This is a genomic window from Propioniciclava sinopodophylli (assembly GCF_004324755.1).
GTDB lineage: Bacteria > Actinomycetota > Actinomycetes > Propionibacteriales > Propionibacteriaceae > Propioniciclava > Propioniciclava sinopodophylli.
The window spans coordinates 1-26,510 of the sequence record NZ_SDMQ01000002.1 but is presented as its reverse complement, the minus strand read 5'-3'; the positions used below and the strand labels follow the sequence as shown (position 1 = coordinate 26,510).

At 71.6% G+C, this 26,510-nt stretch carries 24 protein-coding genes; 14 read left to right on the top strand and 10 right to left on the bottom strand.

Going from position 1 to position 26,510, the window contains the following annotated elements:
- Nucleotide 1 precedes the first annotated feature (1 nt).
- Genes purN through ET989_RS02335 form a run of 4 tightly spaced genes read left to right on the top strand, consistent with a single transcriptional unit; the run spans nucleotide 2 to nucleotide 3,360 of the window.
- A complete protein-coding gene (purN, locus tag ET989_RS02350; RefSeq protein WP_131166963.1) occupies nucleotides 2–589 on the top strand; it encodes a phosphoribosylglycinamide formyltransferase in 588 nt (195 codons plus the stop codon).
- Between the two features lie 14 nt (nucleotides 590–603).
- Nucleotides 604–2,163, top strand: coding sequence for a bifunctional phosphoribosylaminoimidazolecarboxamide formyltransferase/IMP cyclohydrolase (purH, locus tag ET989_RS02345; protein WP_131166962.1), 1,560 nt, complete (start codon nucleotides 604–606; stop codon nucleotides 2,161–2,163).
- Between the two features lie 7 nt (nucleotides 2,164–2,170).
- Entirely contained in the window at nucleotides 2,171–3,031 is an 861-nt protein-coding gene (locus ET989_RS02340; RefSeq protein WP_131166961.1) for a bifunctional methylenetetrahydrofolate dehydrogenase/methenyltetrahydrofolate cyclohydrolase, read from the top strand.
- Complete coding sequence (locus tag ET989_RS02335) at nucleotides 3,028–3,360, top strand: DUF3017 domain-containing protein (RefSeq protein ID WP_165489988.1); 333 nt, start codon at nucleotides 3,028–3,030, stop codon at nucleotides 3,358–3,360. Before ET989_RS02340 ends, ET989_RS02335 begins: the two co-directional genes overlap by 4 nt.
- Before the next feature lie 87 nt (nucleotides 3,361–3,447).
- Here ET989_RS02335 and ET989_RS02330 read toward each other — a convergent pair whose 3' ends face one another.
- The 5 genes from ET989_RS02330 to ET989_RS02310 form a co-directional block, all read right to left on the bottom strand.
- On the bottom strand, nucleotides 3,448–4,494 hold the full coding sequence (locus ET989_RS02330) for an endonuclease/exonuclease/phosphatase family protein (protein WP_131166959.1): 1,047 nt from the start codon (nucleotides 4,492–4,494) through the stop codon (nucleotides 3,448–3,450).
- Nucleotides 4,495–4,515: 21 nt separating this feature from the next.
- Nucleotides 4,516–5,673, bottom strand: coding sequence for an MFS transporter (locus ET989_RS02325; protein WP_165489987.1), 1,158 nt, complete (start codon nucleotides 5,671–5,673; stop codon nucleotides 4,516–4,518).
- Nucleotides 5,674–5,680: 7 nt separating this feature from the next.
- On the bottom strand, nucleotides 5,681–7,402 hold the full coding sequence (locus ET989_RS02320) for an AMP-binding protein (RefSeq protein ID WP_131166957.1): 1,722 nt from the start codon (nucleotides 7,400–7,402) through the stop codon (nucleotides 5,681–5,683).
- A gap of 64 nt (nucleotides 7,403–7,466) precedes the next feature.
- Complete coding sequence (locus tag ET989_RS02315) at nucleotides 7,467–8,315, bottom strand: PRD domain-containing protein (protein WP_131166956.1); 849 nt, start codon at nucleotides 8,313–8,315, stop codon at nucleotides 7,467–7,469.
- 3 nt (nucleotides 8,316–8,318) lie between these two features.
- On the bottom strand, nucleotides 8,319–10,448 hold the full coding sequence (locus tag ET989_RS02310; protein WP_241656177.1) for a glucose PTS transporter subunit IIA: 2,130 nt from the start codon (nucleotides 10,446–10,448) through the stop codon (nucleotides 8,319–8,321).
- A gap of 191 nt (nucleotides 10,449–10,639) precedes the next feature.
- On the opposite strand from ET989_RS02310, the gene ET989_RS02305 reads away from it, so the two are divergent.
- Entirely contained in the window at nucleotides 10,640–12,370 is a 1,731-nt protein-coding gene (locus tag ET989_RS02305) for a SulP family inorganic anion transporter (protein WP_131166954.1), read from the top strand.
- Nucleotides 12,371–12,374: 4 nt separating this feature from the next.
- Here ET989_RS02305 and ET989_RS02300 read toward each other — a convergent pair whose 3' ends face one another.
- Nucleotides 12,375–13,625 (bottom strand): GNAT family N-acetyltransferase, encoded by a 1,251-nt coding sequence (locus ET989_RS02300; RefSeq protein ID WP_165489986.1) that lies wholly within the window; start codon nucleotides 13,623–13,625, stop codon nucleotides 12,375–12,377.
- 39 nt (nucleotides 13,626–13,664) lie between these two features.
- Here ET989_RS02300 and ET989_RS02295 point away from each other — a divergent pair, with 39 nt between their 5' ends.
- The 3 genes from ET989_RS02295 (at nucleotide 13,665) to ET989_RS02285 (ending at nucleotide 18,769) form a co-directional block, all read left to right on the top strand.
- On the top strand, nucleotides 13,665–14,390 hold the full coding sequence (locus ET989_RS02295; RefSeq protein WP_131166952.1) for a TIGR03936 family radical SAM-associated protein: 726 nt from the start codon (nucleotides 13,665–13,667) through the stop codon (nucleotides 14,388–14,390).
- Between the two features lie 544 nt (nucleotides 14,391–14,934).
- Nucleotides 14,935–17,757 (top strand): Rne/Rng family ribonuclease, encoded by a 2,823-nt coding sequence (locus ET989_RS02290; protein ID WP_131166951.1) that lies wholly within the window; start codon nucleotides 14,935–14,937, stop codon nucleotides 17,755–17,757.
- A 1-nt stretch (nucleotide 17,758) separates the two neighbouring features.
- Entirely contained in the window at nucleotides 17,759–18,769 is a 1,011-nt protein-coding gene (locus ET989_RS02285) for a DUF2891 family protein (protein WP_131166950.1), read from the top strand.
- A 20-nt stretch (nucleotides 18,770–18,789) separates the two neighbouring features.
- Here ET989_RS02285 and ET989_RS02280 read toward each other — a convergent pair whose 3' ends face one another.
- Nucleotides 18,790–19,989 (bottom strand): DUF445 domain-containing protein, encoded by a 1,200-nt coding sequence (locus ET989_RS02280; protein ID WP_131166949.1) that lies wholly within the window; start codon nucleotides 19,987–19,989, stop codon nucleotides 18,790–18,792.
- Between the two features lie 103 nt (nucleotides 19,990–20,092).
- Between ET989_RS02280 and ET989_RS02275 the strand changes: the two genes are divergently transcribed.
- Both ET989_RS02275 and ET989_RS02270 read left to right on the top strand, forming a co-directional pair.
- Nucleotides 20,093–20,884, top strand: coding sequence for a PIG-L family deacetylase (locus ET989_RS02275; protein ID WP_131166948.1), 792 nt, complete (start codon nucleotides 20,093–20,095; stop codon nucleotides 20,882–20,884).
- A 94-nt stretch (nucleotides 20,885–20,978) separates the two neighbouring features.
- Nucleotides 20,979–21,416, top strand: coding sequence for a hypothetical protein (locus ET989_RS02270; protein WP_131166947.1), 438 nt, complete (start codon nucleotides 20,979–20,981; stop codon nucleotides 21,414–21,416).
- 12 nt (nucleotides 21,417–21,428) lie between these two features.
- Here ET989_RS02270 and ET989_RS02265 read toward each other — a convergent pair whose 3' ends face one another.
- From ET989_RS02265 to ET989_RS02255, 3 genes are read right to left on the bottom strand one after another with little or no spacing between them, the layout of a single operon-like run.
- The gene (locus tag ET989_RS02265) at nucleotides 21,429–22,097 is read right to left on the bottom strand and encodes a response regulator transcription factor (RefSeq protein WP_131166946.1); all 669 of its coding nucleotides are present in this window, start codon (nucleotides 22,095–22,097) and stop codon (nucleotides 21,429–21,431) included.
- Nucleotides 22,094–23,551, bottom strand: coding sequence for a sensor histidine kinase (locus ET989_RS02260; RefSeq protein ID WP_131166945.1), 1,458 nt, complete (start codon nucleotides 23,549–23,551; stop codon nucleotides 22,094–22,096). Before ET989_RS02260 ends, ET989_RS02265 begins: the two co-directional genes overlap by 4 nt.
- A 36-nt stretch (nucleotides 23,552–23,587) precedes the next feature.
- Nucleotides 23,588–24,424, bottom strand: a complete 837-nt coding sequence (locus ET989_RS02255) for a transglutaminase-like domain-containing protein (RefSeq protein ID WP_131166944.1) — start codon at nucleotides 24,422–24,424, stop codon at nucleotides 23,588–23,590.
- A 41-nt stretch (nucleotides 24,425–24,465) separates the two neighbouring features.
- On the opposite strand from ET989_RS02255, the gene ET989_RS02250 reads away from it, so the two are divergent.
- The 4 genes from ET989_RS02250 (at nucleotide 24,466) to ET989_RS02235 (ending at nucleotide 26,388) form a co-directional block, all read left to right on the top strand.
- On the top strand, nucleotides 24,466–25,104 hold the full coding sequence (locus ET989_RS02250) for an alpha/beta hydrolase family protein (RefSeq protein WP_131166943.1): 639 nt from the start codon (nucleotides 24,466–24,468) through the stop codon (nucleotides 25,102–25,104).
- 141 nt (nucleotides 25,105–25,245) lie between these two features.
- A complete protein-coding gene (gene rplU, locus ET989_RS02245; RefSeq protein WP_131166942.1) occupies nucleotides 25,246–25,557 on the top strand; it encodes a 50S ribosomal protein L21 in 312 nt (103 codons plus the stop codon).
- Nucleotides 25,558–25,569: 12 nt separating this feature from the next.
- Nucleotides 25,570–25,836, top strand: a complete 267-nt coding sequence (rpmA, locus tag ET989_RS02240) for a 50S ribosomal protein L27 (protein WP_131166941.1) — start codon at nucleotides 25,570–25,572, stop codon at nucleotides 25,834–25,836.
- Between the two features lie 174 nt (nucleotides 25,837–26,010).
- Nucleotides 26,011–26,388, top strand: a complete 378-nt coding sequence (locus tag ET989_RS02235; protein WP_131166940.1) for a prepilin peptidase — start codon at nucleotides 26,011–26,013, stop codon at nucleotides 26,386–26,388.
- Nucleotides 26,389–26,510: the final 122 nt, after the last annotated feature.

Genomic DNA, 26,510 nt, shown 5'->3' with positions numbered 1-26,510 from the left:
CATGACGTTGCGGCTCCTCGTACTGGTCTCCGGTTCGGGAACCCTGCTGCAGGCGCTGCTGGACGAGCAGGCGTTCGGCAGGCTGGACGCCGCCGTCGTGGCCGTGGGGGCCGACCGCGCCTGCACCGGCCTGGAGCGCGCCGCCGCCGCAGGCGTCCCCACCTTCACCGTCCGCCTCGGCGACCACCGGGACGCCGAGGGTGCCGTCGACCGGGCGTCCTTCGACGAGGCCCTCACGCGCGCCTGCGCCGAGCACGACCCCGACCTCATCGTGAGCGCAGGCTTCATGAAGCTGGTGGGCGAAGCATTCCTGGCCCGCTTCGGCGGCCGCATGATCAACACCCACCCGGCCCTGCTGCCGAGTTTCCCGGGCGCTCACGGCGTCCGGGACGCGCTCGAGCACGGCGTGAAGGTGACCGGCTGCACCGTCTTCGAGGTGGACGCCGGTGTCGACACAGGCCGCATCATCGACCAGGTCGCCGTCCGGGTGGAGCCCGGCGACGACGAGGAGTCCCTGCACGAGCGCATCAAGGTCGCCGAGCGGCGCCTGCTCGTCGACACCGTGAACGCGTTGGCCGCGTCCCGCTGAGAGAGAAGAGAAGAATGGATCGCATCGCCATCCGCCGGGCCCTGGTCTCGGTGTACGACAAGACCGGACTGGCCGAGCTGGGCCGCGCGTTGGCCGACGCGGGCGTCGAGGTCGTGTCGACCGGGGGCTCGTACCGGTTGCTCGCCGACGCGGGTGTTCCCGTGACCGAGGTGTCGGAGTTGACCGGGTTCCCCGAGTGCCTCGACGGACGGGTGAAGACGCTCCACCCACGCGTGCACGCCGGCATCCTGGCCGACCGTCGGCTGTCGTCGCACGTGGATCAACTTGGTGAGCTGGGGGTGCAGCCCTTCGACCTGGTCGTGAGCAACCTCTACCCGTTCACCCAGACGGTGGCCTCGGGCGCGTCGGTCGACGAGTGCGTCGAGCAGATCGACATCGGGGGGCCGTCGATGGTGCGCGCGGCCGCGAAGAACCACCCGTCGGTGGCGATCGTGACCTCACCCGACCAGTACGAGGGCCTGGTCGAGGCGCTGGGTGCGGGCGGTTTCACGCTGGCGCAGCGCAAGACGTTGGCGGTGCAGGCGTTCCGGCACACGGCGGCCTACGACGTGGCTGTGGCGTCGTGGATGGGCGCCAACCTCGTGGAGGCCTCGGGCGACGACGCGATCTTCCCGCAGTGGCTCGGCGCGACGTGGGAGCGGATCGGCACGTTGCGCTACGGCGAGAACTCCCATCAGCCGGCCGCGCTGTACGACTACGCGCCCGGCCCTGCCGGCATCACCCAGGCCGAGCAACTGCACGGCAAGGAGATGAGCTACAACAACTACACCGACGGGGATGCGGCCTACCGCGCCGCCTATGACTTCGACGAGCCGTGCGTTGCGATCATCAAGCACGCCAACCCGTGCGGCATCGCGATCGGTGCCGACATCGCTGAGGCTCACCGTCGCGCCCACGCGTGTGACCCGGTGTCGGCGTTCGGTGGCGTGATCGCGACAAACCGTCCGGTGTCGGTGGAGATGGCCGAGCAGGTCGCCGACGTGTTCACCGAGGTGATCATCGCGCCCGGCTACGACGAGGGCGCCGTGGAGATCCTCAACCGCAAGAAGAACATCCGCATCCTGGTTGCGCCGCCCTACACGCACCGGCAGCGGTCGCTGCAGCCCATCTCCGGTGGTGCGCTGCTGCAGGTTCCGGACCAGCTGGACGCCCCGGGCGACGACCCGACGGGCTGGCAGCTGGTCGCGGGCGAGGCTGTGGATGCGGCGACCCTGGAGGATCTGGCCTTCGCGTGGCGGGCGTGCCGGGCAGTGAAGAGCAACGCGATCCTGCTCGCCTCGGAAGGGGCGTCGGTGGGCGTCGGCATGGGCCAGGTCAACCGCGTCGACTCGTGCAAGCTGGCCGTGGAGCGCGCGGGCGAGCGAGCGCAGGGGGCCGTCGCGGCGTCCGATGCGTTCTTCCCGTTCGCCGACGGGCCGACGATCCTGATCGAGGGTGGCATCAAGGCCATCGTCGAGCCGGGCGGGTCGGTGCGCGACGACGAGACCATCGAGGCATGCAAGGCTGCCGGCGTGGCGCTGTACTTCACCGGCACGCGGCACTTCTTCCACTAGGAGCACCATGACTGCACAGAAGCTGGACGGGGTGGCGACCGCCGCCGCGATCAAGGCCGAGCTCACCGCTCGGGTCGAGGTGTTGCGCGGCCAGGGCGTGGTGCCCGGGCTGGCCACGGTCCTGGTGGGCGACGACCCCGCCTCGCAGAACTATGTGCGGATGAAGCACCGCGACTGCCAGCAGGTGGGGATCGCCTCCATCCAGGTCGAGCTTCCGGCGGATGCGACCGCGGCGCAGGTCGAGGAGGCGATCCGGGGGCTGAACGAGGACCCAGCGTGCACGGGGTACATCGTGCAGTTGCCGATCCCCAAGCACCTCGACGAGAACTGGGCGCTGTCGCTGATCGACCCCGACAAGGATGCCGACGGCCTGCACCCGATCAACCTTGGCCGCCTCGTGCTGAACGAGCCAGCCACCCTGCCGTGCACCCCGCGCGGGATCGTCGAGCTGGTGCGCCGGCACGGGATCGACTGGCGTGGCGCGGAAGTCGTGGTGGTGGGGCGGGGGATCACGGTGGGGCGTCCGCTGGGGTTGATCCTGACCCGACGCTCGGAGAACGCCACCGTGACGCTGTGCCACACCGGGACGCGCGACCTGACCGATCACACGCGGCGCGCCGACATCGTGGTCGCGGCGGCGGGGGTGCCGGGCATGGTGACGGCGTCCATGATTCGTGAGGGTGCGGTGTGCATCGACGTCGGTGTCAGCCGGGTCGACGGCAAGACCGTGGGCGACCTGGCCCTCGACGTGTGGGACAAGGCGGCCTGGGTGACCCCCAACCCCGGCGGCGTCGGACCGATGACGCGCGCCATGCTGTTGTCGAACGTCGTCGACCGCGCGGAGGCGCTGGTAGCGTCGCGAGGGTGAGCGGTCGCGAACCTGAGGCATCCTGGTCGGTGGACCAGGGGCCGCGCGCGCCGCGCCCCTGGTGGCAGTTGATCCTGGGCCAGTGGCCGCTGTTCGTGGTGCTGCTCGGGGTGTCCATCGGGCTCGCGTGGGTCGGGCTGACGCACTGGAAACGGGGCTCATTCGTCATCGGCGTCTCCTTCCTCGTCGGCATGGTCTTGCGCGCCTTCCTGCCCGCGCACCGCATCGGACTCCTCGGTGTGCGTCGGCGTTGGGTCGACGTGTGCTGCCTGGGGTTGTTGGGCGTGGGCATCGTGGCGCTCGCTCTGGTGGTTCCGCCGCAGCCATGACGCGGCGGTGCTCTCAGCCCCGTTCGGCCGCGCGGGCGCTTCGTGGGCGCATGTGCCGTGCAGGGTGGGACTTGGTAACCCCTGGGGCTACGGCGACGCGTCCCGCTTCACCGAGGCCACCACGGCCACATGGTCCGACCCTTCCAAGGAAAGCGTGCGCGCCCCGACAACCTTCCAGCCATTGGTGGGCACGAGGATGTGGTCGATGGGCGTGCGTAGGGGTTCAGGCAGGGCGGTGGGCCAGGTGCCCCGGGACATGGGCGAACTGGCGAGCAGGGCATCGGCGTGACTGTGCACCGTGGCCAGGGTGCCGTGCCGGAGCGTCGCATTGAAGTCGCCGACGATCAGGGCCTCCTGTGCGGTTGTGCTCGCGAGCTGGGCGATCACCTCCAGGTCGCGCGACCAGGCCCCCATCAACGCGGGGAGAGGCGGGGCTGTGTGAAGAGCGACGATGTCAGGGGCTCCGTCCGACACGAGGCGCAGCGTCCCGAAAGTGGTCTGCTGGACGGGCACGGTCGAGTAGCGCGCAAAACCCTTCCGCACGATCACCGTGACCGGCCCGATGGAGCCGCCGGTGAAGGGCGACTCGAAGACGTCGTAGTCGGCCCAGACCAGCCCTGCTGATTCGATGGCCTCTTGCAGCCGTGACGTACCCGCCCGGCTGCCGCGATGATCCCCGAACTCCGGGAGCACGACCACATCGGCGGAGAGGTCCTTGAACAGGTGCCTGGCTGCGCTCGGTTCGAAGGATTCAGCGGCATTCCACTCGGCCACGGTCATGATCTGGTCCGTGGGGTCTGCCTGAGCCTGTGCCAGCGTCGGTAGGCCGACACTCGTCGAGGCCGCAACCATGACGAGGCCGGCAAGGGTCAGGAGTGCGGACGCGGCCAAGCCCCACCGCGATCGATTGCGAAGGCACAGCGCGACGGCCACCAGGGCAATGAGGGAAATGAATCCCCCGACGAGAGCCGGAAACGCCAAGAATTGCGCCATTCCCAGCATGGAAGTCAGGCCGGTGTTGATGGCGGATGCGGGGGCCAGGACGTGGGTCAGGGCGAAGATGAGAAACAGCAGCGTGAGGCTGAGGCACATCAGTGCTGGCGCCGAGATCTTGTTGTTTCGTGGCTGATGCAATCTACTCTCCGAAAAAGGGGATCATGTGGTGGGGTGTCGCTGCCCGGCCAGCCATGCGGTGGTGATCAGGGCGATGCCGGCGCCCGCGGCCAACGCGAGCCACGCGGGTCCGGCCAGCGACAGCACGGCGATGAGGTAGGGCGACAGGAACCCGATGTAGGTCAGGCAGTAGGTGATGGCCGTCGTGGCTGCCAAGAGCTCTGCCGGTGTGCGAAGCTCCACCGTCGTCATCGTGCCCACCAGCACCAGGCCGTGGGCCGAACCGAGCACCACTGCGATCAGCGGTAACCACCACCAGGCGGGGGCAAGCGCGGCAGCCGTCGCCAGGCCCATCCCCACGGCCGTCACGGCCAGTCCGACCGCTGTCACACGAGTCGTGTGGGCTGACGCCCAGCGTTTCATCGACGGCTGCAACAAGACGGACGTGCCCAGGGTCAGACCCGCCAGCGCCCCTGCAGCAGCGATCCGAGGCAGTCCGGGCAGCGGCCCGATCACTGACGGCATCACAGCGAACGACACCGAGGCGCAGCCGAACACCCAGGGTGCGGTGAGCAGCACCGTCCGCAGGAACCACGGTTGCGTCACGGTGTGTACCACCCGGGCGACGGTCGGCGTGGGGTGGTCGCCCGGGTCGACCTCGGGGGCGTTCCAGACCAGCGCGGTGGCCAGTGTCTGCACCACCAAGTGCACTGCATACGTCAGGTGCAGGGGTCCCGGCAGCCATTGGGCCAGCAGGCCCGACACCAGAGGCCCCAGCGCGAAGCCGGCGGTCAGCGCCAGCGCGGCGCGCCGAGCCCCCGTCCCCGGCGGACCGTCCGTCGACAGTTCCTTCACCCATGCGGTGCCGGGCCCCATCGCGAAGCCAATCCCCACGCCGCCCACCACGCGGCCGGCGAACAACAGCCAGGGGGCGTCCGCGCCCATCAGGAGCAGGATCGACCCCACCAGCATCAACACGGTCGAGACCCGCAGCATCGGACGCTTGCCGTGGCGCTGGGACCACCAGGCCGACAACAGCAACGCCGGCACCAATCCGCCGACGTAGCTGGCGAAGATGCCGGTGACCATCTGCTCGGTCAGGCCGCGCTCGGCCCGGTAGACCAACAGCATGGGTGCGAACTGGTTGGCACCCCAGCCGGCGGCCACGAGCGCTGCGGCCACGCGTTGCCAGGGGGCCATGCTCACCTCATCGGAAGTCGCGGTAGAAGAACTGCCCCTCATCCTGCCCGGACGCCACGCGCTGCGCTTCGGCGGCACGCAGTTCCACGCGGCGGATCTTCGAACTGATGGTCTTCGGCAGCGCCGGCGAGAACTCGATGATGCGCACCAACTGGTAGCCGTTGAGGTGCTCGCGGCAGTGCGCGAACACGGACGCCGCGACGTCCCGTCCGGCCTCGTGGCCGTCCGCGAGCGTGACGTACGCCTTCGGCACGGCGCCGCGCACGGCGTCCGGCGAGGGGACGACCGCGCACTCGGCCACGGCGTCGTGCAGCATGAGCGCCGACTCGAGCTCGAACGGGGAGATCTTGTAGTCGGACGCCTTGAACACGTCGTCGGCGCGGCCCACGTAGGTGATGTAGCCGTCGGCGTCCCGCGAGCCGATGTCGCCGGTGTGGTAGTACCCGCCGCGGCAGGCCTCGGCGGTGATGTCAGGCGCCTCGTGGTAGCCGCCCATCAGGCCGAGGTGGTCGTAGGAGAGGTCGAGGCAGATCTCACCCTCGCCGGGGCCCGCGACGACCTCGTCGGTGTGGGGGTCGACGAGCGCGACCCGGTAGCCGGGCAGCGGACGCCCCATGGCGCCGGTGCGGACGGGCTGGCCCGGCGAGTTGCCGATCGCGCACGTCATCTCGGTCTGGCCGTAGCCGTCGCGGATGGTGTTGCCCCAGGCGGCGCGCACCTTGTTGATGACCTCGGGGTTCAGGGCCTCGCCGGCGCCCACGAGCTCGCGGGGCGGACGGTTGAGCCGGGTCAGGTCGGCCTGGATGAGCATGCGCCACACGGTCGGGGGCGCGCAGAAGCTGGAGACCTCGTGGCTGTCCATGATGTCCAGCAGGGTCTCGGCGTGGAAGCGGTCGTAGTTGACGATGAACACGGTCGCCTGGGCGAGGAACGGCGAGAAGAAGTTGCTCCAGGCGTGCTTGCCCCAACCGGGGGAGGAGATGTTGAGGTGCACGTCGCCGGGGCGGACGCCGAGCCAGTACATCGTCGACAGGTGCCCGATGGGGTAGGAGACCTGCGTGTGCCGAACGAGCTTCGGGCGTGCGGTGGTTCCCGAGGTGAAGTACAGCAGCGAGGTGGAGTCGGCCGGGGTGGCGGCGTCCGGCTCGAAGGGGGTGGGGGCGGCGAGCGAGTCGCCCCAGCGCTGCCAGCCGTCCACGTCGTCGCCGACGGCGATGACCGTGGTGCCCTCGCGGACCAGGTGGAACCGCTCGGCGAGCGAGGCCGGCGCGATGGCGAACCGCGCGTCGGCTGTCTCGATGCGCCACGCCAGGTCGGCGTCGCCGAGCAGCGTCGAGGTGGGGATCGCCACGCCGCCGACCTTCATCAGGGCCATGAGGATCTCCCACAGCTCGATGGTGTTGTTGAGCATCACGATCATGGTGTCGCCGGGGCGTATGCCCAGGCCCACCAGCCACGAGGCCACCTGGTCGGAGCGGGCGGCCACCTCGCCGTAGGTCCAGGAGTTGGTCTGGCCGGTGGTCTCCTCGACGATCGTCACCGCGGGGCGGTCAGGGTGCTCGCCGGCGACCACGTCGAACCATTCGAGGGCGAAGTTGAAGTCGTCCAGCTGCGGCCAGGCGAAGTTGCGCACGACGGTGTCGTAGTCGTGCGGGTGGTGGAGCAGAAAGTCGCGCGCTGCGCGGACGGCTCGGGTCGCGTCGGTGGCGGGGCGGCCGGGGTAGGTCATGCGGGTCACTCTACGGCGCCACCCTACGGATGCGTAGGTCGCGCCACGGGTTGACGCACGCGGGTCAGGGTGCGGGGCACTCCTGGACGACCCGGGCCACGTGGAGGGTGAGGTAGGAGACCTCGTCGTCGCTGAGGGCCGCCCCCAGCCGCAGCTCGACCACGTGTGCCAGCCGCTGGGCGCACTCCAGCGCGTGAGGGTAGCTGTCGCGGATCGCGGCCCCGATGGCCGAGCGTTCTTCGTGCAGTTGCGCGTGCTGGTGGATGCGCACGAACAGGTAGCGCAGGTGGGTGATGAGGCGTCCGACGCTCACCGAGGTCGGGGGCAGGAGCACCCCGTAGGTCTGCTCGATGACGCCCACCATCTGCTGGATGATCCCGGTCATCGTGTAGGTGTAGGAGAGGTCGCCGGTCGCGATGCCCGCGTTCACGAGGTGCAGCGCGATCGCGACCGCCTCGCCCTCGGGCAGCGGCGTCTCCAGGCGCGCGTTCAGCGCGTCCAGCACGGCGAGAGCCTGGGCGTACTCGGCGGGGTACAGGTTGGTCACCTCCGCCAGCAGGGGATAGGTGACCTCCATGCCCACGTCCTGTCGGTGGAGCGCGAAGTTCACGTGGTCGGCCAGCGCGATGACGAGCGTGGTCGACCCGCCGGACGCCGCGGGCGCCACCCCGGCCCCGGCGAGGGCGGCGCTCACGAGCTGGATGTGCTCGGGCGGGATGCCGGCGAGCAGCTCGGCCAGGTGGTCGGGGTCGCGCCCGTCCGACGGTACGAAACGGCGGACGACCCGGGCGGGATCGACCACCTGGCCGGGCCTGGCCTGGAAGCCCAGGCCCCGCCCGGTGAGGATCACCTCGTCCCCGCCCGGGTCACGGGCGAGGACGAGGTTGTTGTTGAAGACGCGGAGGATCTCCACGGCTCAGCGGGTGACCTCAATGACGGTGTCACCGGCCGCCGCGTCGCGCCCGGCCAGCGGGGTGACGACGCCCTCGGCGTTCCGGATCGCCTTGGTGTTGGTGACCGTCACCAGCGTGGTGGTGTCGAACCCGGCCGCACGCACGGCGTCCAGGTCGACCTCGGCGAGCAGGTCGCCGGCCTCCACGCGCTGGCCCTTCTCGACGCGGCCGGTGAAGCCCTCGCCCTTCATCCGGACGGTGTCGATGCCGATGTGCACCAACACCTCGACGCCGGAGTCGGACTTGATGCCGTAGGCGTGCGCCGTCTTGGTGATGGTCGCGACGGTGCCCGAGACGGGGGAGACGAAGCGCCCCTCGGCCGGGACCACGCCGACGCCCTCGCCGAGCGTCCGGGAGCTGAACACCTTGTCCTCGACGTCGTCCAGGCTGACGACGCGGCCCGCGACGGGTGCGCCGATCGTGGTCGTGCCCTGGGCGAGCGTTGACTTCGGGGCGTCGGCAGCGGCGGGCGTTGCGGTCGCGGTGGCGGCCGGGGCGCCGGTGGCACCCTGGGCGGCGACGACCGCACCGGAGGCAGCGCCCGCTCCGGCGGCGGCCGGGACGAGGTTGCCCTCGGTGGCGGTCACCTCGGCGGTGGCGGCCGGGTCCTTGTAACCGGAGAAGATGACCGCGACCATGGCGACGACGAAGGCGACGGCGATGGAGATCGCGTAGATCCAGATCGGGTTGAAGACCGGGATGGTCAGCAGCGACGTGAAGGCGAACGCACCGGTGGTGACGCCACGCACGTCACCGGAGGTGAACAGCGTGCCGAGGATGCCGATGGTCAGGCCGCCGGCGAGGCAGCCGGCCAGCATGCGCGGGTAGATGCGCTTGTAGCGCAGGTGGATGCCGTAGAGCGAGGGCTCCGAGATGCCGCCGAACAGGCCGGCTGCGAGGGCGCCGGAGGCGGTCTGCCGCATGACCATGTCCTTGTCGCGGCTGGCGAGGTACAGGACGCCGGCGGTGGCGCCGAAGCAGGCGAAGTTCCACGCGCCCATGGGGCCCTGGATGAAGTCGTAGCCCAGGGTCTGGATGTTGGCCAGCATCAGGGCGTTCAGCGGCCAGTGCAGGCCCAGCGGGACGAGGAACGGGTAGATCAGCGGGATGATGATCGCGAACACCAGGGGGGCCGACGTGTTGAGCCACGCGAGGCCCGCGCCGAGACCGGTGCCGAGCCAGATGCCCAGCGGACCGATGAGGAAGGCGGTGAGCGGGATCATGACCAACATCGAGAGGAACGGCACGAACACCATCTGCACGTTCTCGGGGAAGACCTTCTTCAGGAACTTGTAGACGACCGCGAGCAGCGCGACCATCATCAGCGGCACGAACACCTGGCCGCCGTAGCCGTTGAGCTGCATCGGCAGGCCGAAGATCGTCGCCACGCAGGATTCAGTGCCCAGCGTCGGGTTCGTGGTGCAGACCGTGCTGGGGAACTTCTCCGTGTCGGTCAGGCTCATGAACTCCGGCGTGAACAGCGCCGCCATGATCGTGGCGCCCAACCACGGATCGACGTTGAGCTTCTTGGCGGCGTTGTAGGCGACCATGAGGGGCAGGAAGTAGAGCACCGAGCGCCACATGGCGTCCCAGAAGATCCAGGTCGCCCCGGCCTCGGTGGCGCGGTCAACGCCCTGGAAGGGGACGATGCCGAGGGCGTCCAGCACGGCGGCGATGGCGATGATGAGTGAGCCGCCCAGCAGCACGCCCAGCAGCGGGCGGAAGCTGTCGGAGAGGTACTCGAAGAAGGCGTCGACCCAGGCGACCTTGCCGCGCGCCTTGGCGCGGGCGGCGGCCTTGACGTCGGCGTCCGACAGGGACGCCGAGCCCATCGACCGCATGCTGGGCAGGTTCATGATGTCGGTGTAGACGCTCTGGACGGCGCCGCCGATGACGACCTGGTGGCGGTCGCCCGACTGCGGTACCGAGCCCAGAACGACCGGGTTGGCGTCCAGCGCCGCCGCGTCGACCTTGGAAGCGTCCCTCAGCTCGAAGCGCAGCCGAGTGGCGCAGTGGGTGAGGGAGGCGATGTTGTCCGCCCCGCCCACGCCATCGACGATGGCCTGCGCGGCGGACGTGGTGGTGGGTTCCACGATGATCCCCTGTCTGTGAGGGCCTGATTGGCCCATGAAAACAAAAAAAGACCCGAGATGCCATGGTCGCACCTCAGGTCTTGCCCCTTACGGGTAACAACCCTGTGAGCCGGTGAGCTCGAACGGCAATGTAGCACCACGACGCGCGTGGCACAACGGAGAGCCCGGCCAGCAGGGATACCCTCCGCGACATGGCGGGGTTGAACGGGTCGAACGGCTCTCCCCGTGGCGGCCTCCTGCCTGGGTTGTACGTGCTTCGCCACTACGACCGCGCGTGGCTGCGTCCGGACCTGATGGCGGGGCTGACCGTCACCGCCTACCTCGTCCCGCAGGTGATGGCGTACGCGCAGATCGCCGGGCTGCCGCCGGTCGTCGGCCTGTGGGGGATGCTCGCGCCGTTGGCCGTGTACGCGCTGGTCGGCTCGTCGCGGCAGCTCTCGGTCGGCCCTGAGTCCACCACAGCCCTGATGACCGCGGCCGCGGTCGGCGCCCTCACCGCGACGGTCGGGCGTGACCGTTGGGCTGATGTTGCGGCGCTGCTCGCCCTCGCCGTCGGCCTGGTGGCCCTCGTGGGGTGGGTGGCCCGCCTCGGCTTCCTCGCCACCCTGCTGTCCAAGCCCGTCCTGCAGGGCTACCTGATCGGGGTGGCCGTGCTGATGATCACCTCGCAACTGGGCCGGGTCACCAGGCTCGAGGTGACCGGCGACCACCCCGCCGACGAGGCCGCCTCGCTGGCCGCCCAGCTCGGGTCGGTGCACGTCCCGACGCTGGCGGTGGCCGTCGCGACGCTGGTGGCGGTGTTCGCCTTCGCCGCGTGGCTGCCGAAGTGGCCGGGCCCGCTGCTGGTCATGCTGGCCGCCGGCGCCGTCGCGGCCCTGCCGTTCGCGTCAGGCTGGGGGCTGGTGACCATCGGCGAGGTGCCGCTCGGCCTGCCTTGGCCGCGGCTGCCGGACGCCTCCGGCATCGACCTGCTCGCGGTGCTGCCGTGGGCCGTCGGCATCGCCCTGGTCGGGTACTCCGACAACGTGCTCACCGGGCGCGCCTTCGCCGCACGCCACCGGCAGGACGTCGACGCCGGGCAGGAGCTGTTCGCCCTCGGCGCGGTCAACATCGCGGCCGGCCTCACCCAGGCGTTCCCGGTCAGCTCCAGCGGCAGCCGGACGGTGCTGGGCGACGCGATGGGCAGCCGCTCGCAGGTGCACTCACTCGCCGCCCTGGCCGGCGTCGTGCTCGTCCTGCTGGTGGCCGGACCGGTGCTGTCGACGTTCCCGAGCGCCGCCATGGGCGCCATCATCATCTTCGCCGCCACCCGGCTGGTGGACGCCGACGCCCTGGCCCGTATCGCCCGGTTCCGCCGCAGCGAGATCGTGCTCACCGCGGCGACGGCGCTGGGCGTGGTCGCCCTGGGTGTCCTCGAGGGCATCGGCGTTGCGGTGGTGCTCAGCCTGCTCGACCTCATCCGGCGGATCGCCCAGCCGCACGCGGGCGTCCTCGGCTATGTGCCCGGCCTGGCCGGCATGCACGACATCGACGACCACCCGGGCACCACGCAGGTCGAGGGGCTGCTCGTCTTCCGCTACGACGCGCCGCTGTTCTTAGCCAACGCGTCCAACTTTCTGGCCCGGGTCCGCCGAGCGGTGCGCGAGTCGCCCCCGCCCGTGCGGTGCGTGCTCATCAACGCCGAGGCCAACATCGACCCCGACCTGACCGCGGTCGACACACTGGAGGAGCTCCGCGCCGACCTGGCCGCCGACGGCATCGTGCTGGCGCTGGCGCGGGTGAAGGCCGAGGTGCGCGAGCTGTTCGACAACGCGGGGCTGACCGCGGCGGTCGGGCCGGAGAACATCCACCCGACCCTGCCGACCGCCGTGGCCGCCTACGCGGCCGAGGTCGGACGCCCGCCCGCCGGCCTGCCTGGCTGACGCGTCAGAAGCCCGACGCGTTCACCGGGGGCAGGGCGGTCCGGAACAGGCGGGACAGGGCGTGCACGTCCTTGGCCGGGCCACTGATCTGGCCCGCCCCGGCCAACACGCAGGCGTCGGCCAGGCCGAGGTGGAGGCTGCCCAGGGCGCGCACGTCCAACCGCAGGCTCGCGCCCGAGACGGGGGTGACCTCGGCGCGTCCGTCGCGGACGACCAAGCGGTACGAACCCGACGCCAGCCCCAGCCGGTCGTCGACGGTGAAGGCGACCTCCCCGTCAGACTCGAAGCCGCGTGCGGCGATCGCGCCGGGGACGTCGAGCGCGCGGAGCCACGTGAAGTCGGCGACCTTGGTGATGGTGAGCCGGTGCGGGTCGGCCAGCGCCCACGGCAGCGCCGAGGTGGGGGAGAGGCGGCGCAACACGACCTTCTCGACCAGGTCGATCGAGGCCAGGAACTGCCACAGGGCCAGCTCGGCCTCCGGGTTCGTCGCGATGATGTCGCGCACGCGGACCTTCTCGCCGTCGTTCTCGAAGTGGTAGGAGACGACGCCGTCGGGCTTCCCATCGGCGTCCAGGTGGACGGCGCTGCGCACGTCGCGGTTCGGGGCGGCCTTCTCGTGGTCCCAGAGCCCGGAGAGGAAGGCGTCGTAGAAGGCGAGCCGCTGGTGCGAACCGCGGTTGCCGGCGTGGAAGGCGTCGAACACCGCCCGCCGCGCCTCCACGGACGCCTCGGGCGTGGCCAGCTCGACCCGAGGCTCGATGTCGCGCGCCAACTGGAACCGGGGGCCGGAGTCGAGCTCGGCAGCGACGGACGTGGTGGCGACGCCGAACCCGAACCGTCCGTAGATGCCGCCCTCGGTGACGGTCAGCGCGGCCAGCGTGAGGCCCTCGTCCCGGGCGCGGGTCAGGGCGTCGCCCATCATGCGGGTCAGCAGCCCGCGGCGGCGGTGCGTCGTGCGCACTGTGACATCGGAGATGAAGCAGGCAGGCTCGAGGTGGCCTGCGCCGGTGTTGATCGTCTGGGTCGTGGTGGCGAAGGTGGCCACGGGGGTGTGCTCGCCGAGGCCGAAGCCGGCGGCGTCCGCGTAGGCGCCATCCAGGCGCCACCCGTCGCGGGCGATCTCCTCGCGCCAGCGGGCGACAGACTCATCCTGCGCGCGGCCCTGTCCGAAGCCCAGCCCGACGGCCTCGTACCAGCCGCGGAGCTCGTCGGTGACGGTCGGGGGGACGGTGAAGCTACGGTGGGCGATGTTCACCCGCGCCACCCTAGCCGCCGGGCGGTAGGCTTCCACGGCGTGACGAACACTCCTCGCCAGCAGCCGGAGCAGCAGGCGCCGCCGGCCCAGAAGCTGCAGGTCCGCTACGCCAAGCGGGGGCGGGCGCGCTTCACCAGCCACCGCGACTTCCACCGGGCGCTGGAGCGCGCGTTGCGGCGCGCGGGCGTCCCGATGGCGTACAGCTCGGGCTACAACCCGCACCAGCGCATCTCCTTCTCCAACGCGTCGCCCACCGGCGCGGCCACCGAGGCCGAATACCTCGAACTCGCCCTGCGCGAGGTCGTCGAGCCGGACGCCGTGCGCGCGGCCCTGGACGCTGCCCTGCCCGAGGGAATGGACATCCTGGAGGTGGTCCCCTCGCCGCCGGGCGGCATCGCCGACCGGCTCAACGCCTCGATCTGGGAGATCCGCGTCGCCGGGCTGCCGCGTGCGATGCTCGAGCAGGCGGTGGCCGCCCTGCTGGCGGCCGAATCCGTCGAGGTCGAGCGCATGACCAAGACCGGGATGCGCACCTTCGACGCCCGCGCCGCGGTCATCGACCTGACGGTGACTGCCGACGACACGTTGCGCCTGGTCTCCCTGCACGGGACGCCCCTGGTCCGCCCCGACGACGTCCTGCAGGCACTGGGCCGCGCGGACGAGTCGTTCGCCCCGGCAGATCCGCCGCTGCTGACCCGCCTCGCCCAGGGCGACTGGGACGGCACCCGCATCGTCGGACCCTTCGAACCCCGCCCCACCACCTGACCCCTCCCCGCCGACAGCCCCGGCTTTGTGTGCCGAGAGCCCCGGTCTTGTGTGCCGAGAGCCCCGGTCTTGTGTGCCGAGAGCCCCGGTCTTGTGTGCCGAGAGCCCCGGCCTTGCGCGCCGAGAGCCCCGGCCGTGCGCGCCGAGAGCCCCGGCCTTGCGCGCCGAGAGCGCCGAACCCAAGCCCTCAGCGGGCCGAACCCAAGCCCTCAGCGGACCGAACCCAAGCCCTCGGCGGACCGGACCCAAGCCCTCGGCGGACCGGACCCAAGCCCTCGGCGGACCGGACCCAAGCCCTCGGCGTGCCTCCCGCTTCGCCGTGGCGGCAACACGCGCCGGCCTCCCGGCTGGGGTTTCGAGCCCGGGTGTGAAAGAATGACCAACAGGTTGGACGCCGTCCCCGGCGCCTGACCGGGCCGTAGCCGCGACGAGACAGTCGACCGCGGCGGGCCCTGTCAAACCGCAAGCTTCGTCGTGCCTGGTCACGATTTCCAGGACATGGCGCATGTCCGGCAGGTCCGCCTGCCGTGTAGAGGAGAGCACCATGCTCGATTCGGATGCCCACATCGGCGCACCCGCAGACTCCCCCGAGTCAAGCACCCCGGCGCCCCGTCGCCGCCGTCGCTCCGCCAGCCGCCCCGCCGGCCCGCCCAAGGCCATTGAGCCGACCCCCGCACCCGCCGAGATCGCACCCACGCCCGAGCCCGAGTCCGTCGAGGCCGAGTGGAGCGAGGTCCCCGTGGACGCCCCCGTCGTGGAGAGCGCGCCCGAGCCCGTGGCCGAGGAGGTGGACGCCCCCGCCGACCAGATGACCAAAGTCGAGGCCGCCCTCGATGCCGACGAGGCTGAGCTGGACGCCGAGCTCGCCCTCACCGAGGAGAACCCCGTCGAGGACGCCCCCGTCGAGGACGCCCCTGTCGAGGAAGTATCGGCCGCGGAGGCCCCCGCCGAGCCCGTCGCGGACGAGGCGCCCGCCGAGGAGCAGGCCCCCGCACCCCGCCGCCGTGCCCCGCGCCGCCGCACCCGCAAGATCGAGCCGGCTCACGAGGAGCCCGCCGCCGAGGGTTTTGACCCCGTCGGCGCGGAACTCGCCCACCTGACCGCCGAGCGCGCCCAAGACGCCGACGCCGACGCCCCCGCGCACCGCGACGACGTCTCTGCCGCCCTGGACGACCTGGCCGCCGCCATCAGCGGCGACGCCGACAGCGACGCGAACGGCGACGACACCGAGAGCGACAACTCCGACGACTACGCCGACGGTGAGGGCTCCGACGATGCGACCCCGCGCCGCCGGCGCCGCCGCCGCGGGGGCCGCCGCCGTCGCCGGGGTGGCGAGAACGACGAGGACAACGAGGACGACAGCGACAGCGACAGCGACAGCGACGACGAGTCGGACGACTCCGACGACAACGCCGAGGCGTCCGACGACGACAGCGACGCCGACTCCGCCGAGGGCGACGGCGAGTCCGACTCCGGCGAGTCGACGACGTCCAGCCGTCGCCGTCGTCGCCGCCGCCGTCGCGGCGAGGACACCGGCGCCGACAACGAGGAGGGCGTCGACGTCGTCGTGAAGGTGCGCGAGCCCCGCGCGTCCCGCACGAAGTCCGCCGCCGACGAGATCACCAGCATCGAGGGCTCCACCCGCATGGAAGCCAAGCGTCAGCGCCGCCGCGAGGGTCGGGCCGCCGGACGCCGCCGCGCCCCGATCCTGTCCGAGGCCGAGTTCCTGGCCCGCCGCGAGGCCGTCGAGCGCCAGATGCTCATCCGGCAGGCCGACGACTACACCCAGATCGCGGTCATGGAGGACGGCGTCCTCGTGGAGCACTACGTCGACCGCGACAGCTCGGCGTCCATGATCGGCAACATCTACCTGGGCCGCGTCCAGAACGTGCTGCCCTCGATGGAGGCCGCCTTCGTCGACATCGGCCGCGGCCGCAACGCCGTGATCTACGCCGGCGAGATCGACTGGGACGCCTTCGGCGTCACCGGCGACGACCGCAAGGTCGAGAAGGTGCTCAAGTCGGGCCAGGCGATCCTCGTGCAGGTCACCAAGGACCCGATCGGCGCCAAGGGCGCCCGTCTCACCGCGCACATCTCCATCCCCGGCCGCTACGTGGTCTACTGCCCGGGCGGCCAGCTGTCCGGCATCAGCCGCAAGCTGCCCGAGAACGAGCGCGCCCGCCTCAAGGGCATCCTCGATGACGCCGTCGGTGAGGACGCCAGCGTGATCGTCCGCACCGCCGCCGAGGGCGCCTCGCAGGAGGAGCTCGAGCGCGACGTCAGCCGCCTGCGCGCCCAGTGGGAGGTCATCGAGAAGAAGGTCAAGGGCGGCAACGCCCCGCAGCAGCTCTACACCGAGCCCGACCTGACCGTCCGCATCGTCCGCGACCTCTTCACGGAGGACTTCAGCGCGCTCGTCGTCGACGGCAACGGCCAGGGCGAGGACGCCTGGGACGCCATGGAGGCCTACGTCACCCACGTGGCCCCGCACCTGTCCGAGCGCCTCCGCCGCTGGGACCGCTCGACCGAGGGCGACATCTTCGACACATTCCGCGTGCACGAGCAGGTGGCCAAGGCGCTGGAGCGCAAGGTGCACCTCCCCTCGGGTGGCTCGCTGGTGATCGACCGCACCGAGGCGATGACCGTCATCGACGTCAACACCGGCAAGTTCACCGGCAACCAGGGCAACCTCGAGGCCACCGTGACCTCGAACAACCTGGAGGCGGCCGAGGAGGTCGTCCGCCAGCTGCGCCTGCGCGATATCGGCGGCATCATCGTCATCGACTTCATCGACATGGTCCTGCCCGCCAACCGCGAGTTGCTGCTCCGCCGCCTGGTGGAGTGCCTGGGCCGCGACCGCACCCGCCACCAGGTCGCCGAGGTGACCTCGCTGGGCTTGGTCCAGATGACCCGCAAGCGGATCGGCACCGGCTTGGCCGAGGCGTTCACCGTCACCTGCGAGACCTGCTCGGGCCGCGGCTACCACGTCCACGACGCCCCCGTGACGTCGCAGGCGCCCGCCGACGGTGGCGACCGCGACAGCGGACGCCGTGGGCAGCAACGCTCCCGCGGTGGCCGCTCGCGCGGCGGACGCCCGGACAACCAGGCCCCGGCGGCGCCGGTCCCGCCGACCACGCGCGTACCCAGCCCGCCGTCGCACCCGACACCGCCCGCCGTCTCGCCGGTCGAGCCGGAGCAGGCCCCCGAGCCCGCGGAGGTGGCGCCCCAGGAGCAGGCGCCCGAGCAGCCGCAGCAGGAGCAGGCCGCCGAGCCGACCCTGGCGGACGCCCCGGCCGACGGGCCCCACGAGGTCGAGGTTGTGACCCCCGGCGAGCAGGTCGACACCGAGGGCCCCGCGGAGGCCTGACATGCGGTCTGACTGGCGGTCCGCGCACGCCGAGGGGTGGGCGCGGACCGTCGTCGCCGCAGTCCGCCAGACGTACCCGTGGGCGGCCCAGCACACGGTGACCGGCCCCGACGACACGGACGCGACGCCCCAGCGCCTGCACCCGGCGTTTCACGGCAGCTTCGACTGGCACAGCTGCGTCCACATGCTGTGGTCGGGCCTGACGCTGCTGGCCGAGGCGTCCGACCACCTGTCGCCGGCCACGCGCGACGACCTCGTCGCCCTGCTCGACGAGCGCCTGACGGCCGACAACGTCGCCGCCGAGGTGGAGATGTTGCGCCGGCGTCCCGGCTTCGAGCGCCCCTACGGCTGGGGCTGGGCCCTCCAGCTCGCCGCCGCGGCGGACGCCTCGGGCAACGCCACTTGGGCCGGGGCGACCCGGCCGCTGGGGGTCCTGCTCGCCGAGCGCTTCACCGATTGGCTGCCGCGCCTGCACGCACCCATCCGCCACGGCGTCCACGCCAACACGGCGTTCGCGCTGCTGTTGGCCCGCGACGCGGCGGACGGCGTGGGGTCGACCACGCTGGTCGAGGTGGTGGATGCCCACGCCCGGCAGTGGTTCGGGGCCGACCGCGGCTACCCGATCGCTTGGGAACCCAGCGGGCACGACTTCCTGTCGGCCGGGCTGAGCGAGGCCGTGCTCATGCGGCGCGTGCTGGCCGACGACGACTTCCGCGACTGGATCGGGGCCTTCCTGCCTGGTCTCGCCGACGAGGGGGACCCCCTGCTCACCGCTCCGACCGGGGTTGACGCCTCCGACGGCCAGGCGGCGCACCTGCTCGGGCTCGCGCTGTCGCGGGCCTGGCACCTGCGCGCGCTGGCGCCCGTCCTCGATCCGGGGGCGGCCGCACGCATCGACGAGGCGTCCGCCCTGCAGGTGGATGCGGTGGCCGCCGAGATCACCGACGGTGACTTCATGGCCACCCACTGGCTGGTCAGCTTCGCCCTGAAGGCGGAACTGGCCGCCGGCTGAGGCTCAGGCCACGCGGCAGGTCAGAGCACCAGCTGGCTGACGGCGTGGATCACCAGGCCGGCCAGCGCACCGACGACGGTGCCGTTGATGCGGATGAACTGGAGGTCGCGGCCCACGTAGAGCTCGATGCGCTTGGAGGCGTCCCGGCCGTCCCAGCGCTGGATGGTGTGGCTGATGACCGAGCTGAGTTCGTGGCCGTAGGTGGTGACCGCCCAGGCGGCGGCGTCCGAGGCCGTGGAGTCGACGCGCTCGACGATCGCTGCATCCGTCAGGAGGGCATCGCCCAGCTCCTGCACGCCGCGGATCGCGCGCTCGCGCAGGCCGGAGTCCTCCTCATCGAGCGCGGACTCGAGGCTGGCCCGCACCGAGGCCCACAGCGACACGACCGTGTGGCCGATCTGCGGATGGGTGAGCAGGCGGGTCTTCAGGGCCTCGAACCGGGCCCGCACCTGCTCGTCGGCCTGGAGATCGCCGGCGATGCGCAGGAGAAGGTCGTCCAGCCCCTTGCGGGCGGTGTGGTCGGGGTCGTCGCGCACGGCCGCGACCCAGTCCAGCGCCTGCCAGTACAGGGCCGAGACGACGCGCTGGTTCACGAACTGGGGCGACCACTTCGGCGCGCGGTCGTGCAGGATCGCGACGAAGGCCTTGGGGTTCTTCGTCAGCCAGGTGTGCAGTTCGCGCAGCACGAGGTCCACGAACCCCTTGTGGGCCTTGTCGGAGACGATGCCGTCCAGCAGGGCGCCCGTGATCTGGGAGATGGGCTCGCGGTCGAGGCGGGGGAGCACCACGTCCACGGCCAGCGCCCGCACGTCGTCGTCCTTGATCCGGCCCAGCAGCGCCCGCGCCACCCGGACGCCCTCGGCGACGATCCGGCGGGCGTGCGCCTCCTCGCGCAGCCAGCCGCCCAAGCGGCGGGAGAGGCCGGCGTCGGAGATGCGCTCGCGGACGACCTCCTCGGTGAGGAAGTTGCTGGCGAAGAACGACTGCAGGGAGCCGGCGAGCTCGTCCTTCTTGCGGGGGATGATCGCCGTGTGGGGGATGGGGATGCCCAGCGGGTGCCGGAACAGGGCGGTGACCGCGAACCAGTCGGCCAGCGCGCCCACCATGGCCGCCTCGGACATCGTGTTCACGTAGCCCCACACGCCCGAGTGGTCCAGGCGCAGGGTGGCCAAATAGACCACGGCGGCGAACACGAGCAGGGACAGAGCGATCGCCTTCATGCGACGAAGGCGCCTCAGGCGCTCCTCGTCCCCGGCGGACATCGACATCAGCTGCACCCACCCAGCATTCCACGTCGCCCACAACGGCCTATCCTGTGTGCTCGTGTCCACCATCGTGTTCATGCATGCGCACCCCGACGACGAGGCCAGCCAGACCTCCGGTTCGATGACCCGCCTCGCAGCCGAGGGCCACCGCGTGGTGGTCGTCTACGCCACCGGTGGCGACCACGGCACCATCCCTGACGGCCACGAGGGCGACCTCGCCGAGCTCCGCCGGACCGAGGCCGAGGCGTCCGCCGCCGTGACGGGTGCGCAGCGCCTCGTGTGGCTCGACTACCGCGACTCCGGGATGACGGGCTGGGACACCAACGCGGCCGAGCTCGCGTTCATGCGCGCCGACGTGGAGGAGGCCGCAGCCCAGGTCGCCGCCGTCCTCGACGAGGAGGACGCCGAGGTGGTGGTCGGCTACGACTGGCACGGCGGCTACGGGCACCCCGACCACGTGCAGGTGCACCGGGTGACGGCCCGCGCCGTCGAGCTCGCCGCCCGCCGCCCACGCTACCTCGAGGTGACGATGAACCGGGACGCCATGCGCCGGCTCTTCTCCGCGGCCGTCGAGGCCGGGCAGCTCCCGGCGGAGCATGCCTGGGACGTCGACGGACCCCTCGACGACGGCAACCCCCTCGGGACGCCGGAGGCCGACATCCACTGGGCGGTCGACGTGATGCCGTGGCTGGACCACAAGCGCCGGGCGCTGGCCGCGCACGCCTCCCAGCCGGACGCCGCGGGGATGCTCCAGATGCCCGAGCAGGCCTTCGCCGCGATGATGGGCACCGAGCACTTCCGCGAGGAGGGCCGCCCGGTCGGCATGGTCGTGGGGTGGCCGTTCGCCTGAGTCGTGGCGGCGGATGAGGACTCTCTCATCCAGACCTCAAGGACGCCTCATGCGCACCGTGTTCACTGGAGGGCGAAGACAGGGGGGACTCTTGATGGGGAAGAAGCTCACGGGACTGGTGGTGGCCATGATCCTGGCCGGCAGCGCCGGGATGGGGGCCGTGATGGGCATGATGGGCGGCCCGGAGAAGCAGCGCAGCGTGCGCCCTTCCATCGTCGTCGGTGGCGGCGCCGTGACGAACGGCTCGGCGGACGCCGACGCCCCGCAGGAGCAGGCCGACGCCCCCGGCGCCGAGGGCTACCTCCTGCCGGCCGACGGCTCGTGGTCGGCCGCACTCGACCAGGCCGCCGCCGAGCGCGCCGAGGCCGAGCGCCTGGCCGCCGAGGCCGCCGCCGCGGCTGCCCAGCGCTCCGCGCAGCAGGTCAAGGCCGGCCCGAAGAAGGCCGCCCCCAAGCCCGTCTACCGTGCCGACGACGATGACGACGACGATGACGAATGGGACGACGATGACGACGACGAGTACGACGACTGACAGCGTCCCGGCTCAGACGAGCCGGTAACCCATGCCGCGCACCGTCTCGAAGCGCTCCGCGCCGAGCTTGCGGCGGAGGTAGCGCACGTACACGTCCACGACGTTCGAGCCGGGCTCGAAGTCGTACCCCCACACGTTGGAGAGCAGCTGCTCGCGGCTCAGCACCTGCCCCGGGTTGCGCAGGAACGTCTCGGCGAGGGTGAACTCCCGTGCGGACAGGTCGATCGACTTCCCGTCGACCTCCGCCCGGCGCGTCCGCAGGTCGAGGGTCAGGCCGTCGTGCTTGAGCACCGCGCCGGGGTCGGTGGCCCCGGCGGGCTGGTCGGCCCGCAGGCGCAGCTGCACGCGCGCCAGCAGCTCCTCGAAGCTGAACGGCTTGGCCATGTAGTCGTCCGCACCGCCCTGCAGGCCGGCCACCGTGTCGGTCACCGACGAGCGGGCCGTCAGCATGATCACCGGCACCCGGACGCCCTGGCCGCGGAGCTGCTCCAGCACCTGGAAGCCGTCGAGGTCGGGCAGCCCCACGTCGAGGATGACGAGGTCGAAATTGCCGTGCGTCGCCAGCGCGACGCCCTCCAGCCCGGACGCCGTGGCGTGGGTGGTGAAGCCCGCGGCCTTCAGGCCCTTGGCCACGAAGTCGGCGATGCGCGCCTCGTCCTCGATGATCAGGATGGTGCTCATGACTCTCCTCGGGGGTGGCTGGGGTGCAGGGGGATGACGATGGTGAAGGTCGAGCCGACGCCCGGCTCGGACACGATGTCGAGGTGGCCGCCGTGGGCCGCCGCGATGGAGTCCACGATGCTGAGGCCCAGGCCGGACCCCTCGAACCGCCCCCGGACGCCCTTGGCGCGGCCGAACCGGCCCCGGACGACCTCGAGCTCGTCGGCCGGGATCCCGATGCCGCGGTCGGCGACCCAGAGGTAGGCCTCGCCCATCGAGGCGCGGCTGCCGATCTGGATCGGGGTCTCGGGCTCGGAGTACTTCACCGCGTTGGCGGCGAGCTGGAGCCACGCCTGGGTGATCCGGTCGGGGTCGATGTCGGCGACCTCGTCCGCCACGCGCGACATCACCCACGTGCGCTCGCCCAGGGCCCTGGCCTTGGTGAGGACGGAGTCGGTCAGCTCGGCCAGCTCGGTGGGCCGCCTGCTCAGGAAGTCGGGCTGGTGCGCTTTGGCGAGCACGAGCAGGTCGCTGATGAGGCCGCCCATCCGGTCCAGCTCGTCGATGGCGATGGCGCGGGTGTTCCGGACGTCCTCGGGGTCGTCGGTGTCCATGAGCTCGAGGTGGCCCCGGACGACCGTGATCGGGGTGCGCAGCTCGTGGCCGACATCGTCCAGCAGGGCCCGCTGCTGGCTCACGCCGGTCTCGATGCGGTCGAGCATCTGGTTGACGGTCGTGGTGAGGGCGGCCAGCTCGTCGTTGCCCCGCACGGGCACGCGATCGGAGAGGTCATGCTCGGAGATGGCGGTCGCCGTCTCGCGCAGCAGGGCGATGGGCCGCAGCAGGCGCCGCACCCAGGCGGCGACCACGACCGAGGTCAGCACCAGGCTGGCCAGGGCCACCCACAGGTAGTCGACGATCATCTGGTGCAGCGTCGCGCGCTCGGCGTCCATGTCGGTGGCGTACGCCAGCGCGCCCGTCTGCGGGCTGCCCGCGAACCGGACCGGGGCCACCATGTAGCGGTACTCGCGCTGCTCGGTCCGCAGCCCCCCGGTGACGACGTCGGCGCCGCCGGCCAGGCTGACCAGGTGCTCCTCCAACTGCGGGTCGTCCTCCAGGCGCAGCCGCACGCCGGTCGGGGCCTCCCAACGGACGCCGTCGCCGACGATGCCCAGGATGCCCGCGGACGGGGGGAGGGCCGCGCGCTCGAGCATGACCTCCAGGAGGGGCTCCGGATCGGTGAAGGGCTGCCCGGTGTCGGGGTTGACCCCCTGGGTGGCCAGGATCTCGAACTGGCTGGCGATCAGCTCCTGCTCGGCCCGCACGCGCTCGTCGATCTGGCCGCGCACGACCGCGTACAGGCCACCCCCGACGAAGCCGAGGGTGCCCAGGAGGATGAGGAACAGGCCCCCGATCAGCCGCCAGCGGATGCTGCCCCTACCCGGCCGGGCGGGTGGGCTGGCGTCGGGGGGCATGGATTCATCGTGCCATAGGCGGCCGTCAGGGGCGGGTCAGGCCGCGTTGCCGGCCGCATCCACCTCGTGGCAGGTGACGATCATCCGCTTGAGCCACGGGTTGCCGAAGTTGGTCACCAGCGGTACGTCCGCGGCGTCCCGCCCGTGGGCGATCGTGACGTGCCCCTTGCGCGGCACATTGTGGCGGGCGTCGATCGTCCACCAACGGTCGCCGTAGAAGACCTCCGACCACGCGTGGAAGTCCATCTCGGCGGGGTCCACCTCGGTCACGTCCATGTCGGGCAGGTACCCCGACACGTAGCGCGCGGGGATGTTGAGGGCCCGGCAGAGGGCGACGAAGGTGTGGGAGATGTCCCGGCAGATGCCGTAGCCGTTGTTGAAGGTGTCGACCGCCGACCACCACGACATCGTGCTGCCGGTGCGGTACTGGACGTGGGAGTGCACCCAGTCGGACACGTCGAGGGCCCGCTGCAGGGTGCGCGGCCCGGCGCCGAACAGGCGCCACGCGTCCGAGCTCAGCACGTCCGACTGGCAGTAGCGCGAGGGCCACAGGTAGGTGAGGACGTCGTCGGGGAGGTCCTCGGGTGCGAGTTGTTCGGCCGCCGGGTCCTGCTCGTCGACGTTGTCGGGGACGGTCGCCGTCGCCGACCACTCGAACACCGACTCGCCCGCGGGGAGGGTCAGCTTCTGGCCGCGGTTGCCGTACAGGTCGGTCCAGGGCCGCAGCTCCATCGCGTCGTCGCTGGTGGACCAACGGCGATCGGCCAGCACCACGCCCTCCTGATCGGGGGCCTCGACGAGGGTGAAGCTCGAGGTGGGCCACTGGGCCACGTGGGTGAAGCGGGCCCCGAGGGCCAGTGTGCGGGTGTCCATGCTGCTCCGGTTCTTGTTTGCGCGGTGAGAGGATACAGCGCATGACGCCGACCGCCCTCCTCGACCTGGCAACCCCGGACGGGCCCGGCCGCCTCCACGTGGACGCCCCGGCCGAGCCCCGCGGCGTCCTGCTGCTCGGGGGCGGACACTCGGGCCAGGTCCGCACCGTCGACCTGGACGCCCTGGCCTGCGCGCTTCCCGGGCTCGGGTGGGCCGTCGTCCGGTATGAGCTGCCGTGGCGTGTGGCCGGCCGGAAGGTGGGGCCGCGGCCCCCGGCGTCCGACCCCGCCTGGTCGGCCGGGGTGGACGCCGTGCGCGCGGCTTGGCCAGGGCTGCCGCTGGTGACGGGCGGGCGCTCGGCCGGGGCGCGCATCGCCTGCCGCACGTGGGACGCCGACCTGGCCGGCGTCCTGGCCCTGTCCTTCCCCCTGCACCCGCCGGGCAGGCCCGAGGCGTCCCGGCTGGGGGAGTTGACGCCGGTCGGCGTCCCGGTGCTGCTCATCAGCGGTGCGCGCGATCCCTTCGGATCGCCGGCCGAATTGGCGGACGCCCTCGCCACGCCGCAGGGCGGCCCCCGCGAGCTGGTCGTCATGCCCGGGGCCACCCACTCGTTCCCGAAGCCGACGGCGCAGGTGCTCACGGGCGCGGTGGCCGACTGGCTGGCGGGGCGCTCGGTTTGACCCGTCCGGGCCGGTGCACGTAGTCTTGATCCCCGGTGCCCGAGCGGGCGTGCGTCGATTCGGCGCCTCCGGCACCGCGTGAATGCGGCGTCTCGTCGCCGTGTTCGACACAGACGACACATTCAGGAAAGCAGGTCAGGCGTGTACGCGATCGTGCGCAGCGGCGGACGCCAGCACAAGGTGGCTGTCGGTGATCTCCTCACCGTCGACAAGATCGTCGGCGCCGAGGTCGGCTCCACCGTCAACCTCACCCCGCTCATGCTGGTCGATGGCGATGCCATCACCACTGAGGAGGACAAGCTGGCCAAGGTGTCCGTGACGGCGGAGGTCATCGCCGAGCACAAGGGCCCCAAGATCCGCATCCTCAAGTACAAGAACAAGACCGGGTACAAGAAGCGCATGGGCCACCGCCAGCGCTACACCCGTGTCAAGGTCACCGGCATCGAGAGCTGAGGGAGAACCAAGATGGCACACAAGAAGGGCGCATCGAGCTCCCGCAACGGTCGTGACTCGAACGCGCAGCGCCTCGGCGTGAAGCGCTTCGGCGGCCAGGACGTCAACGCGGGCGAGATCCTCGTCCGCCAGCGCGGCACCAAGTTCCACCCGGGCGACAACGTCGGCCGCGGCAAGGACGACACGCTGTTCGCGCTCAAGGCGGGCACCGTCGAGTTCGGCGAGCGTCGCGGCCGCAAAGTCGTCAACGTGGCGCTGGCGCTGGCACAGGACGCCTGACCCACACCCGCACCACACGCACGAGGGCGGCCCCACCCGGGGCCGCCCTCGTGCTTTGTCGTATTCCCCGGCGGCCAGGGGCATCGCCGCGGCGATCCTGGACGACAATGCCGCCGGCGCCCGCGAGAACGGCTACGTCAACTCCGACTCCGGCATCACCGACCCCGCCGATGGGTGCCCCTCGCTCTGGCAGGCGTCCTCGGGGCGCTCACCCTGCGCTACATCGCCACGGGGGAAGCCGTCCACCTGCTCCACCTGTACCCGCTCGCGATCGCCGCACCGTGGCTGGTTGCCGTCGACGCCGACGTGCACCGCCTGCCCTACCGCACCACCATGCTCACCCTCGTCGCCAGCGTCCTCGGCGTCGTGGCCACCGCCGCGCTGACCGGCGCGTGGCCGCTCGCGGCGGCCGCAGCGCTCGGCTGGGCGCTCAGCTACGGCCTGTTCTGGGTCCTGAACAAGGCCGGTCGGGGTGGTCTCGGTTACGGCGACGTCCGCCTCGCCGGCCTCATCGGGCTTACCACCGCCCCCCTCAGCGCCTCAGCCACCTAGGGCGTGTCTCGTTACCCTGCAGGGGCTTCTCGGGCAGGGTGAGGTCCCGTGAGTCGGATGCCGGTGTTGACCGATGAGGACTGGGCTCGGTTGGCGCCGTTGATGCCCCGAGCCGGTGCCAG

Excerpts from the sequence above, each read along its gene's own strand:
- purN (WP_131166963.1), top strand. The coding sequence starts at position 2 with ATGACGTTGCGGCTCCTCGTACTGGTCTCCGGTTCGGGAACCCTGCTG.
- purH (WP_131166962.1), top strand. The coding sequence starts at position 604 with ATGGATCGCATCGCCATCCGCCGGGCCCTGGTCTCGGTGTACGACAAG.
- ET989_RS02340 (WP_131166961.1), top strand. The coding sequence starts at position 2,171 with ATGACTGCACAGAAGCTGGACGGGGTGGCGACCGCCGCCGCGATCAAG.
- ET989_RS02325 (WP_165489987.1), bottom strand. The coding sequence starts at position 5,673 with ATGGCCCCCTGGCAACGCGTGGCCGCAGCGCTCGTGGCCGCCGGCTGG.
- ET989_RS02320 (WP_131166957.1), bottom strand. The coding sequence starts at position 7,402 with ATGACCTACCCCGGCCGCCCCGCCACCGACGCGACCCGAGCCGTCCGC.
- ET989_RS02305 (WP_131166954.1), top strand. The coding sequence starts at position 10,640 with ATGGCGGGGTTGAACGGGTCGAACGGCTCTCCCCGTGGCGGCCTCCTG.
- ET989_RS02290 (WP_131166951.1), top strand. The coding sequence starts at position 14,935 with ATGCTCGATTCGGATGCCCACATCGGCGCACCCGCAGACTCCCCCGAG.
- ET989_RS02285 (WP_131166950.1), top strand. The coding sequence starts at position 17,759 with ATGCGGTCTGACTGGCGGTCCGCGCACGCCGAGGGGTGGGCGCGGACC.
- ET989_RS02280 (WP_131166949.1), bottom strand. The coding sequence starts at position 19,989 with ATGAAGGCGATCGCTCTGTCCCTGCTCGTGTTCGCCGCCGTGGTCTAT.
- ET989_RS02270 (WP_131166947.1), top strand. The coding sequence starts at position 20,979 with ATGGGGAAGAAGCTCACGGGACTGGTGGTGGCCATGATCCTGGCCGGC.
- ET989_RS02265 (WP_131166946.1), bottom strand. The coding sequence starts at position 22,097 with ATGAGCACCATCCTGATCATCGAGGACGAGGCGCGCATCGCCGACTTC.
- ET989_RS02260 (WP_131166945.1), bottom strand. The coding sequence starts at position 23,551 with ATGCCCCCCGACGCCAGCCCACCCGCCCGGCCGGGTAGGGGCAGCATC.
- ET989_RS02255 (WP_131166944.1), bottom strand. The coding sequence starts at position 24,424 with ATGGACACCCGCACACTGGCCCTCGGGGCCCGCTTCACCCACGTGGCC.
- ET989_RS02250 (WP_131166943.1), top strand. The coding sequence starts at position 24,466 with ATGACGCCGACCGCCCTCCTCGACCTGGCAACCCCGGACGGGCCCGGC.
- rpmA (WP_131166941.1), top strand. The coding sequence starts at position 25,570 with ATGGCACACAAGAAGGGCGCATCGAGCTCCCGCAACGGTCGTGACTCG.